This is a genomic window from Streptomyces naganishii JCM 4654 (assembly GCF_014650575.1).
GTDB classification, from domain to species: Bacteria; Actinomycetota; Actinomycetes; order Streptomycetales; family Streptomycetaceae; genus Streptomyces; species Streptomyces naganishii.
Genome location: NZ_BMVF01000018.1, coordinates 34,707 through 48,578, shown reverse-complemented (window position 1 = coordinate 48,578; position 13,872 = coordinate 34,707). Strand labels below are relative to the sequence as shown.

Genomic DNA, 13,872 nt, shown 5'->3' with positions numbered 1-13,872 from the left:
CCGGCGGTACGGCGGACGGATCCGCCGGGGCACCGGCGGGCCGCCCGGACCCGGCGGCATCGCACGCGCCGCGCGCCGGACGCCCCTGGTGTGTCCCGCTCACGCCCTGTCGGCCGCCTTCGCCGCGACTGCCCACGAGGGCACACGGGGGACGAAGCTGTCCTCCCGCGTGCCGACAGGAGGTCGGCCATGAAGGTCACCAGCGTCGCAGACCCCTTCCTTCCGCTCTGTCAGCGCCTGCTCCCGACGAGGCTCGCGGGACTGTCGCTGGCCCTCCTGAAGGCGACCGCCCTCGAGCTCGCGATCCTCGCGGGCCACGTTCTGCTGTACCCGTCCGGCATCATCCAGGAACGCCGCGGCGGCCCGTCCTGCCCGCTGCCCCCGCCAAGTGGCGCCACCGAGCTGCCCACGGAGGCCAAGCCCCCGGTCGTGCTGCTGCACGGCTTCATCGACAACCGCTCCGTCTTCGTCCTGCTGCGCCGCAACCTCGCCCAGCACGGGCGGCAGCGGGTCGAGTCCCTCAACTACTCGCCGCTGACCTGTGACATCCGCACCGCCGCCGAGCTGCTCGGCCGGCACATCGAGGAGATCTGCGAGCGCACCGGCAGCCGGCAGGTCGACGTCGTGGGCCACAGCCTCGGCGGCCTGATCGCCCGGTACTACGTGCAGCGCCTCGGCGGCGACCTGCGGGTGCGCACCCTGGTCACCCTCGGCACCCCGCACGCCGGCACCCGGGTCGCGCCGCTGGCCAACGCCCACCCGATCGTGCGCCAGATGCGCCCCGGTTCGGAGCTGATCGAGGAGCTGTCCGGCCCCGCGCCCGGCTGCCGTACACACTTCGTGAGCTTCTGGAGCGACCTCGACCACCTGATGGACCCGCTGGAGTCGGCCTGCATCAACCACCCCGACCTCCAGGCGGAGAATGTGCAGGTCAGCGGCATCGGGCACCTCGCGCTCCCGGTCCACCCGGCCGTGGCGACCGGCATACGCCAGGCACTGGACTCCGTACGGCCGGGAGACCCGTCCGCCTCCCGCACCGGCGGTCTGACGGTCGCGTAGGAGGAGCCGCGACGGCCGCCTGACGGCGGTGCGTTGACCCATCGGGGTCGAACTGTCCTCGAACGCAAACCCAAAGCGTGTCCGCACTCCCCCGAAACACGGCCGAATGCCCGTTTCCCATGTGTGGGAAACCTGTGGAAGATTGTCGCGCCCGCATACCGCCGGGTACAGTCGCCGCACTGCTCTGGCAGCCCCTGTTGTCGAGGCGAAAGAGAAGTTGGTGAACGACCGTCACCCGTCGGGGAGCGTGGCCGCCCCGGCTCCGGCCTCCGATGCCGCCTCGACGCCGTACGCGTCCTACGGCGCCCAGGAAGCCGCGTACGGCGACTTCACCACGTACGGCGACCACACCGCCACCGGATTTCACACCGGTACCTACGGCACGGGGCAGTTCGCGGCCGACCCCCTCTTCGGCGCCTTCCCCGCCGACACCGCGCAGGCGACCGGCTCGTACGACACCGCGCACTGGGCCACGGACGGCCACCACACCCTGGACCAGGGCCCGTACGCTGCCCAGCACCACGCCGCCTACGACACCGGCTCCTACGACACCGGTGCCTACGACACGACCGCCTGGGCCGCCGGCTACCAGCAACTCGCCGCCGTACCGCGGCAGTCGGGACCCGTCGACGCCACCGGTCAGTGGGACGCGCAGGGCTGGCTCCAGCCCGACCAGTCCGGCATCGCCGAGGCCACCCAGCACTGGGACTGGAACGCGCAGACCCTCGACACCGGCGCCTACGACGCCACCCAGTGGAACACCGCGGACCCGGTCGAGGAGCCGTACTCCTACGACGAGCCCGAACTCCCCGCCGGAGAGGACGACTCGGAGCCCGCGCCCACCGGTGAGATGCCCGCCGTCCCGCCGCTGCTGGACGACCAGGAGGAGATCACCCCGGCCGCAGCCCCGGCCCCCGGCCCGCGAGCCGCCTCGCGCGGCGGATCCCGCTCCCGCCGCCGGACCCCGGCCAAGCGCTCCGCGCTGCTGACCGTGGCGGTCCCCTCGGTCTGCGTGATGGGCGTCGCCGGTATCGCCGCGGCCTCGGTCGGCGGCCTCGGCTCCGACACCAAGGACACCTCGGCCTCCGCCTCCGACGCGCAGCCCGTGCACCCCTCCACCGCGAACAACAAGCTGGACACCCAGCTCCAGGGCCTGTCCGCCGGTGCCGACGACTTCGCCGACCGCGCCAGCCGCACCCAGGAGCGCATCGACCTCAAGGCGCAGCAGGACGCCGAGAAGAGGAAGGCGGCGGAGGAGGCGGCCCGCAAGGAGCGGCTGCGCCCCAAGTTCGTCCTGCCGGTCACGCAGAGGGGGCTCAGCGCCTACTTCGGCCAGGCCGGCGTCAACTGGATGTCCGTGCACACCGGCATCGACTTCCCCGTCTCCTACGGGACGACGGTCATGGCCGCGACCGACGGCACCGTGCGCACGCAGTGGAACAACGCCTACGGCAACATGATGATCGTGACCGCGATGGACGGCACGGAGACGTGGTACTGCCACCTCTCCAGCTACCGGGTCCCCTCCGGCACGGTCGTCAAGGCCGGCACCCCCATCGCGTACTCCGGCAACTCGGGCAACTCCACCGGCCCGCACCTGCACTTCGAGGTCAGGCCGGCCGGCGGGCCGCCGATAGACCCGCTGCCCTGGCTGCGCAGCCACGGCCTGGACCCGACCTGATCCGGCCCCGGCCGGACGACCACGAGACCGCCCCCGGCTCCCCGGGGGCGGTTCGGCTTGCTACAGCTTCTCCACCGGCGCGTACCGCAGCAGGAGCCGCTTGGGCTTGGTGTCGCCGAAGTCGATGGTCGCCTCCGCGTTCCCCCCGGTGCCCTTGACCGCGACCACCGTGCCGAGACCGAACTGGTCGTGGGTGACCCGGTCGCCGACCGCGAGGGACACCACCGGCTTCTCCGAGGCCCGCCGGGTGGCGAACCCGGAGGCGCCGGACGCCGACGAGCGGGACCGCGAGGAGGACAGCGAGGACGCGACCGCGGAGGCGGGTCCGGAGGCCATCGGCGAGGAACCGCCCGTGCGCTTCCAGTCCACGTGCGCGGGCGGGATCTCCTCCAGGAAACGGGAGGGCGGGTTGTACGAGGGCTGCCCCCACGCGCTGCGCATGGCCGAGCGGGTCAGGTACAGCCGCTCACGCGCGCGGGTGATGCCGACGTAGGCGAGCCGGCGCTCCTCCTCCAGTTCCTTGGTCTGGCCGAGGGCGCGCATGTGCGGGAACACGCCGTCCTCCATGCCGGTGAGGAACACGACCGGGAACTCCAGGCCCTTGGCGGTGTGCAGGGTCATCAGCGTGATGACGCCCGAGCCGTCCTCCTCCTCGTCCGGGATCTGGTCGGAGTCGGCGACCAGCGCGACCTGTTCGAGGAAGTCGGACAGCGCGACCGCTTCCCCCTCCCCGCGCTCCTGCTCGAACTCCAGGGCCACGGCGGCGAGTTCCTGGAGGTTCTCGATGCGGGTCTCGTCCTGCGGGTCGGTGGAGGCCTGCAGCTCGGCGAGGTAGCCGGTGCGTTCGAGGACGGCTTCCAGGACGGTCGCCGGGCCGGCGCCGGACTCGACGATCGTGCGCAGGTCCTCCATCAGCGTGTTGAACCGCTTGACGGCGTTCGCCGACCGCGCGGCCATGCCGTACGCCTCGTCGACGCGGCGCAGCGCCTGCGGGAAGCTGATCCGCTCGCGCTGGGCGAGGGCGTCGATCATGGCCTCGGCGCGGTCGCCGATGCCGCGCTTGGGCACGTTGAGGATGCGGCGCAGCGGGACGGAGTCCTCCGGGTTGGCCAGCACCCGCAGGTAGGCGAGGACGTCCCGGACCTCCTTGCGCTCGTAGAAGCGGACACCGCCGACGACCTTGTAGGGCAGGCCGACGCGGATGAAGACCTCTTCGAAGACACGGGACTGGGCGTTGGTCCGGTAGAAGACGGCGACGTCGCCGGCCTTCGCCTCGCCCGCGTCCGTGAGGCGGTCTATCTCGTCGGCGACGAACTGCGCCTCGTCGTGCTCGGTGTCGGCGACGTACCCGGTGATGCGGGCGCCCGCGCCGGCGTTGGTCCACAGGTTCTTCGGGCGGCGCGACTCGTTGCGCTCGATGACCGCGTTGGCGGCGGACAGGATCGTCTGCGTGGAGCGGTAGTTCTGCTCCAGCAGGATCGTCGTCGCGTCGGGGTAGTCCTCCTCGAACTGGAGGATGTTGCGGATGGTCGCGCCGCGGAAGGCGTAGATCGACTGGTCGGCGTCACCGACCACGCACAGCTCGGCGGGCGGGACGTCGCCCTCGGCCGGGGGCACGTCCTCGTCGTGCGAGCCGGTGCCGACGAGCTCGCGGACCAGGGCGTACTGCGCGTGGTTGGTGTCCTGGTACTCGTCGACCAGGACGTGGCGGAAGCGGCGGCGGTAGTGCTCGGCGACGTCCGGGAAGGCGCGGAGGAGGTTGACCGTCGTCATGATCAGGTCGTCGAAGTCGAGGGCGTTGGCCTCGCGCAGCCGCGACTGGTAGAGGGCGTAGGCCTGCGCCAGCGTCTTCTCGAAACCGTCGGTGGCCTGGGCGGCGAAGTCCTCCTCGTCGATCAGCTCGTTCTTCAGGTTGCTGATCTTCGCGCTGAACGACTTGGGCGGGTAGCGCTTGGGGTCGAGGTCCAGGTCGCGGCAGACCAGGGCCATCAGGCGCTTGGAGTCGGCCGCGTCGTAGATCGAGAAGGAGGACGTGAAGCCGAGCCTCTTGGACTCCCGGCGCAGGATCCGCACGCACGCGCTGTGGAAGGTCATCACCCACATCGCGTTCGCCCGCGGCCCGACGAGATGCTCCACGCGCTCCTTCATCTCGCCCGCGGCCTTGTTGGTGAAGGTGATCGCGAGGATCTGGCCGGGGTGGACCCCCCGCTCGGCCAGCAGGTAGGCGATGCGGTGCGTGAGCACACGGGTCTTGCCGGAGCCGGCGCCGGCCACGATGAGCAGCGGGGCGCCGGCGTGCACGACGGCCGCGCGCTGGTTCTCGTTCAGCCCCTCGAGGAGCGCGGCCGGGTCGACCGCGGGGCGCGGGGCCCCGTCCCGGTAGTACGCGTCCCGGTCCGGCGGCACGTCGAACCTCCCGCCGAACAGATCGTCCGGAATCGGCTCCGGAGCGTGCTCGTCCTCGGGCGGCGGCGGGGGCTCCTCCCCGTGGCCGCGCGGGGCCTGGAGGTCCGCCAGGAAGCTGTCGTCAAAGAGGCTGCTCATCGCTCTACGAGTCTAGGGCGCACCACCGACAACCCGGGGCCGCCCCGGAAACATGGCCCCCGAGGGCCAAGATAACGAAAACGTATCGGGCATATCGCACTCCAACCTTCACATCAGCCACACGAGTTGGTTACCGTGCCGTTCAGGCCGCACGGGTTTCGAGGCCCGGGCCCCAGCTCCACCGCCAGATCGAGGCGGACGATGGAAGGAGTCGCCTCCCTTGGCGTCGCACCGCAGGACGCGCCCCGCAGTTACGCGCGTAGGAGACCTCGGCATCCCCGCCCCGGCCACCGCGGCCCTCACCCCGGTCGCCCTGTTCGCGCCCGCTGCCGAGGGCTCCCCCGCGGGGGACGCGGGCCGGCCGAGCCGGGAAGAGATCCAGCGCAAGATCGACGACCTGTACCGCCGGGCGGAGTCGTCGACCGAGCAGGCGGTCCCGCCGAGGACGGCGGCCGCCGGCGAGCGGTCCGAGGGAGCGGAGCGGGCCGCGAGGGCGGAGCGGGCCGCCAGGCGCGCGGACATGCTCACCCGGGCCCGCGAGATGCTCGCCGCCTTCACCGCCGCGCAGAACCGGACGGCGCCCGACGCCCCCGAGGTCGCGGCCGAACTGCTCGCGGGCACCCCACGGGGCTACTACGACCAGGCGCAGGTCATGAGCAGGCTCACCGCCCGGCAGCGCGGCCTGGTCCACAGCCAGGCCGCTCCGGCGAACCTCGCGGCCCCGGAGGCGCCTGCGGCCCCGGCCGCGCCGGAGGCCCCGGTCCCGGCGGCCCCGGTCCCGGCGGCCCCGGTCCCGGTGGCCCCTCGGCCGGTGATCCCCCGGCAGCGGCAGGAGTCCGTACCCGTCCGGGCGGACCGCGCCGACCGCCCGGACGGCGCGGTCCGTGCGCCCCGGGAGTTCCGCGAGGCGCCGTCCGCGCCGCGGCACGACATCAGGTCGGCCAAGGCCGCCGTCCAGCACAAGCTCGCCACCGCCCGCGAACTGCTGTCCCGGGCGTCCGCGCCGCTCCCGCCCGCGCCCTCCGTCACGCCGGACGCCCCCGCGCCCGCTTCCGCCCCCGCGGTGGACACCTCGTACGCCCCCAAGGCCGCGAAGGCCCTCGCCTTCGCCCGCGGGCAGATCGGCAAGCCGTACGTCTGGGGCGCGGCCGGCCCCGGGTCGTACGACTGCTCGGGCCTGACGCAGGCCGCGTGGAAGGCGGCGGGCGTCACCCTCCCGCGCACCATCCCCGGCCAGGCCGGCGCGGGCAGGACGGTCCCGCTGTCCGAGGCGGTCCCCGGAGACCTCGTCCTCTTCCGGAACGACGCGCACGACGGCATCGGCCACATCGGCGTCTACGCGGGCGACGGCATGATGATCCACGCACCGCGGCCCGGCGGGTACGTGTGCGAGGAGCCGATCCACCGTGCCGACGGGCCGGCGGTCGAGGGCGTGGTGCGGCCGGCCTGACGCGGTGCTGCCCCGGCCAGGCGGGCGTGGCCTGGGTGGAGCGCGCCGACGTTTTGCGCGCGCCCGCGCGCGTGCCCCGCTCGCACGGCGCGCGAAGCTCTTAGCATCGGGCCATGCCCGCCACCTCTCTCCTCCGCGCCTGGCTGGCGCAGCGTCCGCCGGCGGCCGGCGCCGCCGTGATGGCGACCGGCATCCTGTCGGTCGGCCTGCACCTGGCGGGTCATGAAGCGTTCTCGCGCGTGGTCCTCGTGCTGGCCTGCGCCTCCTGGATCGCGCTGGCCGCGGACTTCGCCGTACGACTGCTGCGCGACCGTTCGCAGTGGACGGCCGAGGCGGGGACGCCGGGCGCGCTCACCGCGGTCGCCGCGACGACCGTGCTGGGCACCCGGTTCTCGGCGCTCGGCTGGCAGACCCTCGCCGAGGCCCTGCTCGCGCTGGCCGCGGTGCTGTGGCCGGGGCTGCTGGTGCTGGTCCTGCGGCACACCGGACGGCACATGCCGGGCTCGGTGTTCCTGTGCTGTGTGGCCACCGAGGGGCTCGCGGTGCTGGCGGCCGCGCTGGCCAAGGCGGTGACCACCGCGTGGCTCGCGTACGCCGCGCTGGTCCTCTTCTGGCTCGGCCTCGTGCTCTACGTCTTCGCGCTGAGCCGCTTCGACGCGCGCCAGGTGGTCCGGGGGCGCGGGGACCAGTGGGTCGCGGGCGGCGCGCTGGCGATCTCGACGCTCGCCGGGACCAGGCTGATCGAGGCCGACAGTTCGCGCCTGTACCTGTGGAACACCGACGACGACGGCGTACTGCGCACGATGACCGTCATTCTGGTGGTCCTCGACCTGTGCTGGTACGTCGTCCTGCTCGCCTGCGAGGCGGCGCGGCCCCGGCTGGGCTACGACGTGCGCCGCTGGTCGACCGCGTTCCCGATGGGCATGTCGGCGGCGGCGGTGCTGTCCGTGGCCACCGCCCTGCATCACCCCTGGCTCAAGGTCCCCGGCCAGGTGCTGCTGTGGGTCGCGATGGCGGCGTGGCTGGCCGTCGCCGCCGGCGCGGTCGCGGACGCGCGCGCGGGGGTGACCGCGCTCAGGTCCACAGCACCGCGATGAAGATGTTCACCATGGTCAGCAGCCCGACCAGGCCGAACAGGCTCTTGTCGACCTTCTCGTCGTCGCGCTTGACGTAGACCAGGCCGAGGATCACGATCAGCACCGCGAGCTTCACGCCGATCTTGACCGTGTCGACGTGGTGGCTCTGGGCCTCGTTGAGGCCGACGAGGGCGACGCCGGTGACCAGCATGGTCAGCGCACCGTGCAGCATCGCGGGCACGAATCGGGCCGTGCCCTGGCCCATCGCCTTCATCTGGGTGAGGAAACCGCCGAGCAGCGCGGCGATGCCGATGATGTGCAGGCCGACGAAGAGATGGATGAGTACGTCCATGAGGCCGGAGCCTAACCAGGGCCCGTCACCGGCCCGGACACCGGCCCTCCCCGCGGACGCGTACCGGCGGGGTGCATATATGCGCCCCATAGCATCCGGCGGCCCCCGGACATCCCCGAACCGCCGCATCGGTCACCACTCCCTGTGAAGGGCGCTCCCCTGCGCGGCGATCACGGTCACATGCGGTCACCAGGCGGTCCCCTCGCGTCACTTCCGCGCATGAGGTCACCGTGCGGTCACGGACGGGTTTAGCGTCCTCCCCCAGGTGACCGGCTCCCCACCGCCGCCCGGGCCAGGGGCGGCAGCCGGACACCACCGCCAAGAGGTCCGGCGGCGGCCTGCTCCCCCTGTGCGAGCCGTCGCCGGACGCGCGGCCCCGCTCCGGCGGCCGGACGAAGGGACGTGACGGTCCACGTGGCAGCGCACCGCAAGCCCCGTAGACACCTGCTCGGCGGCGGCACCGCCCGTACCGCCGTCACCGTCGCGCTGGCGGGCGCGGCGACCGCCGCCGTCTTCGACGGCACCGGGCAGGCCGCTCCGCGGCCGACGCCCGCGCGGGTCAGGGCCGAGGTGGACAAGCTGTACCAGGAGGCGGAGGCCGCCACCGAGAAGTACAACGGCGCGAAGGAGGAGGCGGACGCGGCCGGGCGGCGGCTGCGGACGCTGGCCGACGAGGCCGCGCGCGGGCAGGACAGACTCAACTCGGCGCGGGACGCGCTCGGTTCGATCGCCGCCGCCCAGTACCGTGCCGGCGGCCTCGACCCGACCGTACGGCTGATGCTGTCCGCAGATCCCCGGCACTACCTGGAGGGCGCCGAGCTCGCCGAGCGGGCCGGCTCCCGGCAGTCGGCCACCGTGGCCGGGGTGCGCAGACAGGTCCGGGAGATCGAGCGGCTGCGCGGGGACGCGCGCGTGGAGTTGGCCTCGCTGAAGGACCGGCAGGCGGAGCTGCGGCGCCGGAAGAGGACGATCACCGGCAAGCTCGACGAGGCCCGGCGGCTGCTGTCCCGGCTCTCCCCCGAGGAGCGGGCCGCGATCGGCGAGGGCGGCGACGCTGGGCACGCGTCCCGCTCGGACGGCGCGCGGGACGTACTCGGCGCGCCGGGACAGGCGACGCCCGGCTCCCGCGCGGCGGCGGCCGTCTCGTACGCCTACGCCAAGCTCGGCAGCCCCTACGTGTGGGGCGCCACCGGGCCCGACGCCTTCGACTGCTCGGGCCTGGTCCAGGCGGCCTACCGCTCGGCCGGGATCTCCCTGCCGCGCACCACCTACGCCCAGATCGGCGCGGGCCGCCGTGTCCCGCGCTCCGAACTGCTCCCGGGCGACCTGGTGTTCTTCTACTCCGGCGTCAGCCACGTGGGCATCTACATCGGCGGCGGCCGGATGATCCACGCCCCCAACCCCTCGGCGCCGGTACGGGTGGCGCCCATCGACCAGATGCCGTTCGCGGGGGCGACACGGGTGGCGTGAGGCCGCGACGCGCCTGCCGCGCGGGCGGGCGACGGGGCCGCCCGCTCACACCGGGTTCACACCAGGCGGCGGGCCGTCGCCCAGCGGGTCAGCTCGTGGCGGTTGGACAGCTGGAGCTTGCGCAGCACCGCCGAGACATGGGACTCCACGGTCTTGACCGAGATGAAGAGCTGCTTGGCGATCTCCTTGTACGCGTACCCGCGCGCGATCAGGCGCAGCACCTCGCGCTCGCGCTGGGTCAGGCGGTCAAGGTCCTCGTCGACCGGCGGGGCGTCGGTCGAAGCGAAGGCGTCGAGGACGAACCCGGCCAGCCGCGGGGAGAAGACGGCGTCGCCCTCCTGGACGCGGAAGACCGAGTCGATGAGGTCCGAGCCCGTGATCGTCTTGGTCACATAGCCCCGCGCACCGCCGCGGATCACCCCGATCACGTCCTCGGCCGCGTCGGAGACGGACAGCGCGAGGAAGCGCACGGGCCGCTCGGCGTCGGCCATCAGCCCCGCGCAGCGCCGCAGCACCTCGACCCCGCCGCCGCCGGGCAGGTGGACGTCGAGCAGGACGACCTCGGGGCGGGTCGCGGTGATGACGGTGACCGCCTGGTCGACGTCGGCCGCCTCGCCGACGACCTCCACACCGGTCTCGTCGGTCCGGCCGATCTCGGCCTGCACCCCCGTGCGGAACATGCGGTGGTCGTCGACGAGGACCACGCGCACCCGCCGCCCGACGCCGCCCGCACCGCTCCCGGCGGCCTCCGCCGCCTGCGCCGCGTCCGCCCCCGCCGTACCGTTCGCCTCGGTCGGGTCGCTCATCACGTGTTCTCCGCCCTCTCCATCTCCAGCTCGACCTCCGTGCCGCCGTCCGGCACCGCGCGCAGCCGGGCCGTGCCCCCGTTGCGCTCCATGCGGCCGATGATCGATTCTCTGACGCCCATCCGGTCGGCGGGTATCGCGTCGAGGTCGAAGCCCGGTCCGCGGTCGCGGACGGACACGAAGACCGTCCTGCCCTCCACTTCGGCGTAGACCTGCACGGCGCCGCCCTCGCCACCGTACTTGGCGGCGTTCACCATGGCTTCCCGCGCGGCCTGCATCTGGGCGCCGATCCGTTCGTCGAGCGGGCAGTCGCCCACCACGACCACCTCTATGGGGACGCCGTGCTTGTCCTCCACCTCGGCGGCGTTGCGCCTGACCGCCTCGGCGAGGGTGGCCGGCTCGTCCGCCTCGTCCTTGCCGTTGCCCTCCGGCTTGTAGAGCCAGGCGCGCAGGTCGCGCTCCTGGGCCCGGGCCAGGCGGCGCACCTCGCCGGGGTTCTCCGCGTTGCGCTGTATCAGGGTCAGGGTGTGCAGCACCGAGTCGTGGACGTGCGCGGCGACCTCGGCGCGCTCCTGGGCGCGGATGCGCATCAGGCGCTCCTCGGACAGGTCCTGCGTCATGCGCACGAGGTACGGACCGGCGAGCAGCGTGATGCCGACGAGGACGGCGAGGGCCGCCTGGAGGACCGAGCCGAGGTGGGCGGCGGACCCCTGGAGGACGAAGATGGCGGAGACGCCGGCGGTGACCAGCAGGACGCCCGCGCCGGCGCGCAGCAGCGTGAGCGTACGGCGGCGGCGGCCGACCTCCACCCAGCGGGCCCGGCGGGCGTTGTCGGCCTGCCGCCAGACCAGCGCGACACCGGCGGCGACGAGGACGGCCGGCACCAGGTAGGCCTTGGCGCCGTTGCCCAGGTTGACGCTGCCGACGAAGGCGGTCGCCACGACGACCATGAGGAGCAGGGCGACCATCTGGCCCCGGTCCGGTTTGCGGGCGACGATCCTGCGGCGGCCGTCCGGCGAGGTCTCGCTGGTGACCAGGGACGGCGGCCTCTGGCCGGCGACGCCTCCCACGCCGAGGGGCACGAAGAACCAGAAGGCCGCGTACAGCAGCGCGCCGAGGCCGTCCGCCATGAACAGGCCCGCGAAGACGAGCCGCACCCAGACCACGGGCAGCCCGAGGTGGCCGGCGAGCCCCCGCGCCACTCCGCCGAGCCAGCGTCCGTCGCTGCTGCGGTAGAGCTTGCGCGGCGGCCGCTGGTCGTCGAGGGGCAGTGCTGCGGCTTCCGGCATGCCACTGATGGTCACACGCCCGCGAGGAGGAGGACATCAGGGTCCGCCCCCGAGACTCCCCTGATCTCCGGCGTCCCGTTCGCGGACCGCCCCCGCGCCCCCGTGTCGCCCCCGTGCCGTCCGGAGGCCGATCCCCGCGCCTTGCCGGCCGCGGCCCGTTCACGCCCGGCCCGCCAGCTGTGGAAAACTCGGCCTCCGGTCCCCGGCCCCGGCCGCGGAAGGGGCAGGCCCCGGCCGCCGCAGGCGTCCCGTCGAACACATCCCCGGCCGGGGGTCAGGGGCGAATCAGGGTTCGGCCAGGGTAGTCCCGGCTGCCGCCGGGGTGCCGCGCCCGTCACCATGGACGCATGACGAATCACCAGCACGCCCCGAGGGGTACAGGACCGGGCTCCGGCCCGCGCCCGCCCTGGGGCGCCGGCCCGGAGGGCGCGGCACCCGGCCCGCCCGCCGGCGACGCCGGTGCCGGTGAGGAGTCGCGCCCGCACGAGCGGGCGGGCGCGCGCGGAGAGGGAGGAACGGGCGGACGGCCGGACGGGGCCGGCGGGGCCCGCTCAAGGGGAGAGGCGGATGTGACGGGGACAGCGGAGGCGTCCGGGCGGCCGGCCGCGCCCGAGGAGGGCGCGCGGGCCGCCGGGGGTGCGCCGGGATTCCGGCGGGACCGGCGGCACAGGACGATAGCGGGAGTCTGCTCCGGGCTGGGCCGGCTGTGCGACATGGACCCGGTGATCTTCCGGATCACCCTGGCGGTGCTCGCCGCGACCGGCGGCATAGGCCTCATCTTCTACGGCTTCGCCTGGCTCTTCGTGCCCTACGAGGGCGAGGAGGAGAACGAGGTCCGCAAGATCCTCACCGGCAGGGTGGACGGGCAGGCGCTGGCGGCCGTGCTGTTCGCGCTGGTCGGCTGCGGGGTGTTCCTGTCCATGCTGAGCAACGCCGGGGTGCTCACCTTCGCCGTGGTCCTCTCCCTGCTCCTCGCGGGCGCCGGGTACTGGTCGCGGCACCGCGGCGCCCCCGACCCCGATCCCCTGGCCGCCCAGGCCGCCGCCGACGCCCCGCCGGAGGCCAAGGCGCCGCCGGTCCCGGCCGGCTATCCGTCCTGGTGGCGCGACCCCATCGTCAAGGACGGGACCCATGTCGGGGGCACGGGCTATCTGTGGGGTCCCAGCGACTCGCGCGACCGGGACATCGCGGCCGCCGTCAACATCAGCCTCGGCGCCTACGGAAGAGAGGACACGCGCGGCCCGCGCACCGAGCCGCCGCGCCCGCGCGGCCCGCGCTGGACAGGCGGCTGGATATTCCTGCTCGCCCTGCTCGCCGGCGGCCTCGGCACCCGCCTGACGTGGGGCGGCCACGCGCTCGGCACCAGCCTGCAGATCGGCCTGGCCTGCGCGCTCGCGGTGTTCGGGCTGGGCATGGCGGTGAGCTCCTTCCTCGGGCGCACGGGCGTGGGCACGATGCTGCTCGCCCTGATCACCGCGGCCCTGCTCACCGCTTCGGCGGCCCTCCCGAAGGACATCGGCACGCACTGGACGCACCGGACGTGGCAGCCCGCCGCCACCGCGGACGTCCAGGGCCACTACACCCTCGGAACCGGCGAGGGCACCCTCGACCTGACCCGAATACGCCCGGGCCAGGGGCACACGGTGACGACACGCGCCCAGGTGGGGGCCGGGCGTCTGCTGGTGATCGTCCCCCGGGACGTGACCGTGCGGGCCGGCATCGACGTGGGGCTCGGCGACGTCCAGCTGCCGGGCGACAGCTCCAAGGACGTCGACGTGGCGCCGGGCAGGCACCAGCAGGTGACGCTGCCCCCGCCCGCCGGGACCAGGAACGCCGGGACGATCGAACTCGACCTGGAGGTCGGGCTGGGACAGGCGGAGGTGAGCCGTGCTGCGTCATGAGTTCCAGCCCGGGAGGCTGGTGGCCGGTGTCTTCCTGACGGCCGTGGGCGTCGTCTACGCGGGCGACGCGACCGGTGCCTGGCAGGCGCCGTGGTTCGTGGCGATACCGCTGGTCGTGGGCGGCCTGTGCCTGGCCGGAGCGGCGGCCGCCGTCAACCGGGCGGTGCGCCGGCGCCGGTCCGGCCGCACCGCGGCCGACGGTCCCGGGACGGAGCCCGCGGGTCCCTGAGGGAGCGGGCTCCTG

At 73.9% G+C, this 13,872-nt stretch carries 11 protein-coding genes; 7 read left to right on the top strand and 4 right to left on the bottom strand.

What is annotated here, in order from left to right:
* Window positions 1–189 precede the first annotated feature (189 nt).
* Window positions 190–1,059, top strand: a complete 870-nt coding sequence (locus IE217_RS27335; RefSeq protein WP_190180620.1) for an esterase/lipase family protein — start codon at window positions 190–192, stop codon at window positions 1,057–1,059.
* A gap of 106 nt (window positions 1,060–1,165) precedes the next feature.
* A complete protein-coding gene (locus IE217_RS27330; RefSeq protein WP_190180619.1) occupies window positions 1,166–2,740 on the top strand; it encodes a M23 family metallopeptidase in 1,575 nt (524 codons plus the stop codon).
* Between the two features lie 60 nt (window positions 2,741–2,800).
* Here IE217_RS27330 and pcrA read toward each other — a convergent pair whose 3' ends face one another.
* On the bottom strand, window positions 2,801–5,284 hold the full coding sequence (gene pcrA / locus IE217_RS27325) for a DNA helicase PcrA (RefSeq protein WP_190180618.1): 2,484 nt from the start codon (window positions 5,282–5,284) through the stop codon (window positions 2,801–2,803).
* A gap of 220 nt (window positions 5,285–5,504) precedes the next feature.
* On the opposite strand from pcrA, the gene IE217_RS27320 reads away from it, so the two are divergent.
* Both IE217_RS27320 and IE217_RS27315 read left to right on the top strand, forming a co-directional pair.
* A complete protein-coding gene (locus IE217_RS27320; RefSeq protein WP_190180617.1) occupies window positions 5,505–6,734 on the top strand; it encodes a C40 family peptidase in 1,230 nt (409 codons plus the stop codon).
* Window positions 6,735–6,847: 113 nt separating this feature from the next.
* Window positions 6,848–7,831 (top strand): tellurite resistance/C4-dicarboxylate transporter family protein, encoded by a 984-nt coding sequence (locus tag IE217_RS27315; protein ID WP_190180616.1) that lies wholly within the window; start codon window positions 6,848–6,850, stop codon window positions 7,829–7,831.
* Here the strand turns inward: IE217_RS27315 and IE217_RS27310 are convergent.
* On the bottom strand, window positions 7,809–8,162 hold the full coding sequence (locus tag IE217_RS27310; RefSeq protein ID WP_190180615.1) for a hypothetical protein: 354 nt from the start codon (window positions 8,160–8,162) through the stop codon (window positions 7,809–7,811). The genes IE217_RS27315 and IE217_RS27310 overlap by 23 nt on opposite strands.
* A 414-nt stretch (window positions 8,163–8,576) precedes the next feature.
* Here IE217_RS27310 and IE217_RS27305 point away from each other — a divergent pair, with 414 nt between their 5' ends.
* Window positions 8,577–9,632: a C40 family peptidase gene (locus IE217_RS27305; RefSeq protein ID WP_190180614.1), complete on the top strand. Its 1,056-nt coding sequence runs from the start codon at window positions 8,577–8,579 to the stop codon at window positions 9,630–9,632.
* 56 nt (window positions 9,633–9,688) lie between these two features.
* Here IE217_RS27305 and IE217_RS27300 read toward each other — a convergent pair whose 3' ends face one another.
* Together IE217_RS27300 and IE217_RS27295 are read right to left on the bottom strand one after the other, a co-directional pair.
* Entirely contained in the window at window positions 9,689–10,438 is a 750-nt protein-coding gene (locus tag IE217_RS27300; RefSeq protein ID WP_190180613.1) for a LuxR C-terminal-related transcriptional regulator, read from the bottom strand.
* Window positions 10,438–11,727 carry an ATP-binding protein gene (locus tag IE217_RS27295; RefSeq protein WP_190180612.1) on the bottom strand — a complete coding sequence of 430 codons (1,290 nt, stop codon included), beginning with the start codon at window positions 11,725–11,727 and terminating at the stop codon, window positions 10,438–10,440. The genes IE217_RS27300 and IE217_RS27295 overlap by 1 nt, the downstream gene beginning before the upstream one ends.
* Before the next feature lie 347 nt (window positions 11,728–12,074).
* Here IE217_RS27295 and IE217_RS27290 point away from each other — a divergent pair, with 347 nt between their 5' ends.
* Together IE217_RS27290 and IE217_RS27285 are read left to right on the top strand one after the other, a co-directional pair.
* The gene (locus IE217_RS27290) at window positions 12,075–13,628 is read left to right on the top strand and encodes a PspC domain-containing protein (protein ID WP_190180611.1); all 1,554 of its coding nucleotides are present in this window, start codon (window positions 12,075–12,077) and stop codon (window positions 13,626–13,628) included.
* The gene (locus tag IE217_RS27285; RefSeq protein ID WP_190180610.1) at window positions 13,615–13,857 is read left to right on the top strand and encodes a hypothetical protein; all 243 of its coding nucleotides are present in this window, start codon (window positions 13,615–13,617) and stop codon (window positions 13,855–13,857) included. The genes IE217_RS27290 and IE217_RS27285 overlap by 14 nt, the downstream gene beginning before the upstream one ends.
* Window positions 13,858–13,872 lie beyond the last annotated feature (15 nt).

Bases quoted from the DNA above. Each gene is read 5' to 3' on its own strand.
- IE217_RS27290 (WP_190180611.1), top strand. From the start codon at position 12,075: ATGACGAATCACCAGCACGCCCCGAGGGGTACAGGACCGGGCTCCGGC.
- IE217_RS27335 (WP_190180620.1), top strand. From the start codon at position 190: ATGAAGGTCACCAGCGTCGCAGACCCCTTCCTTCCGCTCTGTCAGCGC.
- IE217_RS27330 (WP_190180619.1), top strand. From the start codon at position 1,166: ATGCCCGTTTCCCATGTGTGGGAAACCTGTGGAAGATTGTCGCGCCCG.
- IE217_RS27310 (WP_190180615.1), bottom strand. From the start codon at position 8,162: ATGGACGTACTCATCCATCTCTTCGTCGGCCTGCACATCATCGGCATC.
- IE217_RS27295 (WP_190180612.1), bottom strand. From the start codon at position 11,727: ATGCCGGAAGCCGCAGCACTGCCCCTCGACGACCAGCGGCCGCCGCGC.
- pcrA (WP_190180618.1), bottom strand. From the start codon at position 5,284: ATGAGCAGCCTCTTTGACGACAGCTTCCTGGCGGACCTCCAGGCCCCG.
- IE217_RS27300 (WP_190180613.1), bottom strand. From the start codon at position 10,438: ATGAGCGACCCGACCGAGGCGAACGGTACGGCGGGGGCGGACGCGGCG.
- IE217_RS27315 (WP_190180616.1), top strand. From the start codon at position 6,848: ATGCCCGCCACCTCTCTCCTCCGCGCCTGGCTGGCGCAGCGTCCGCCG.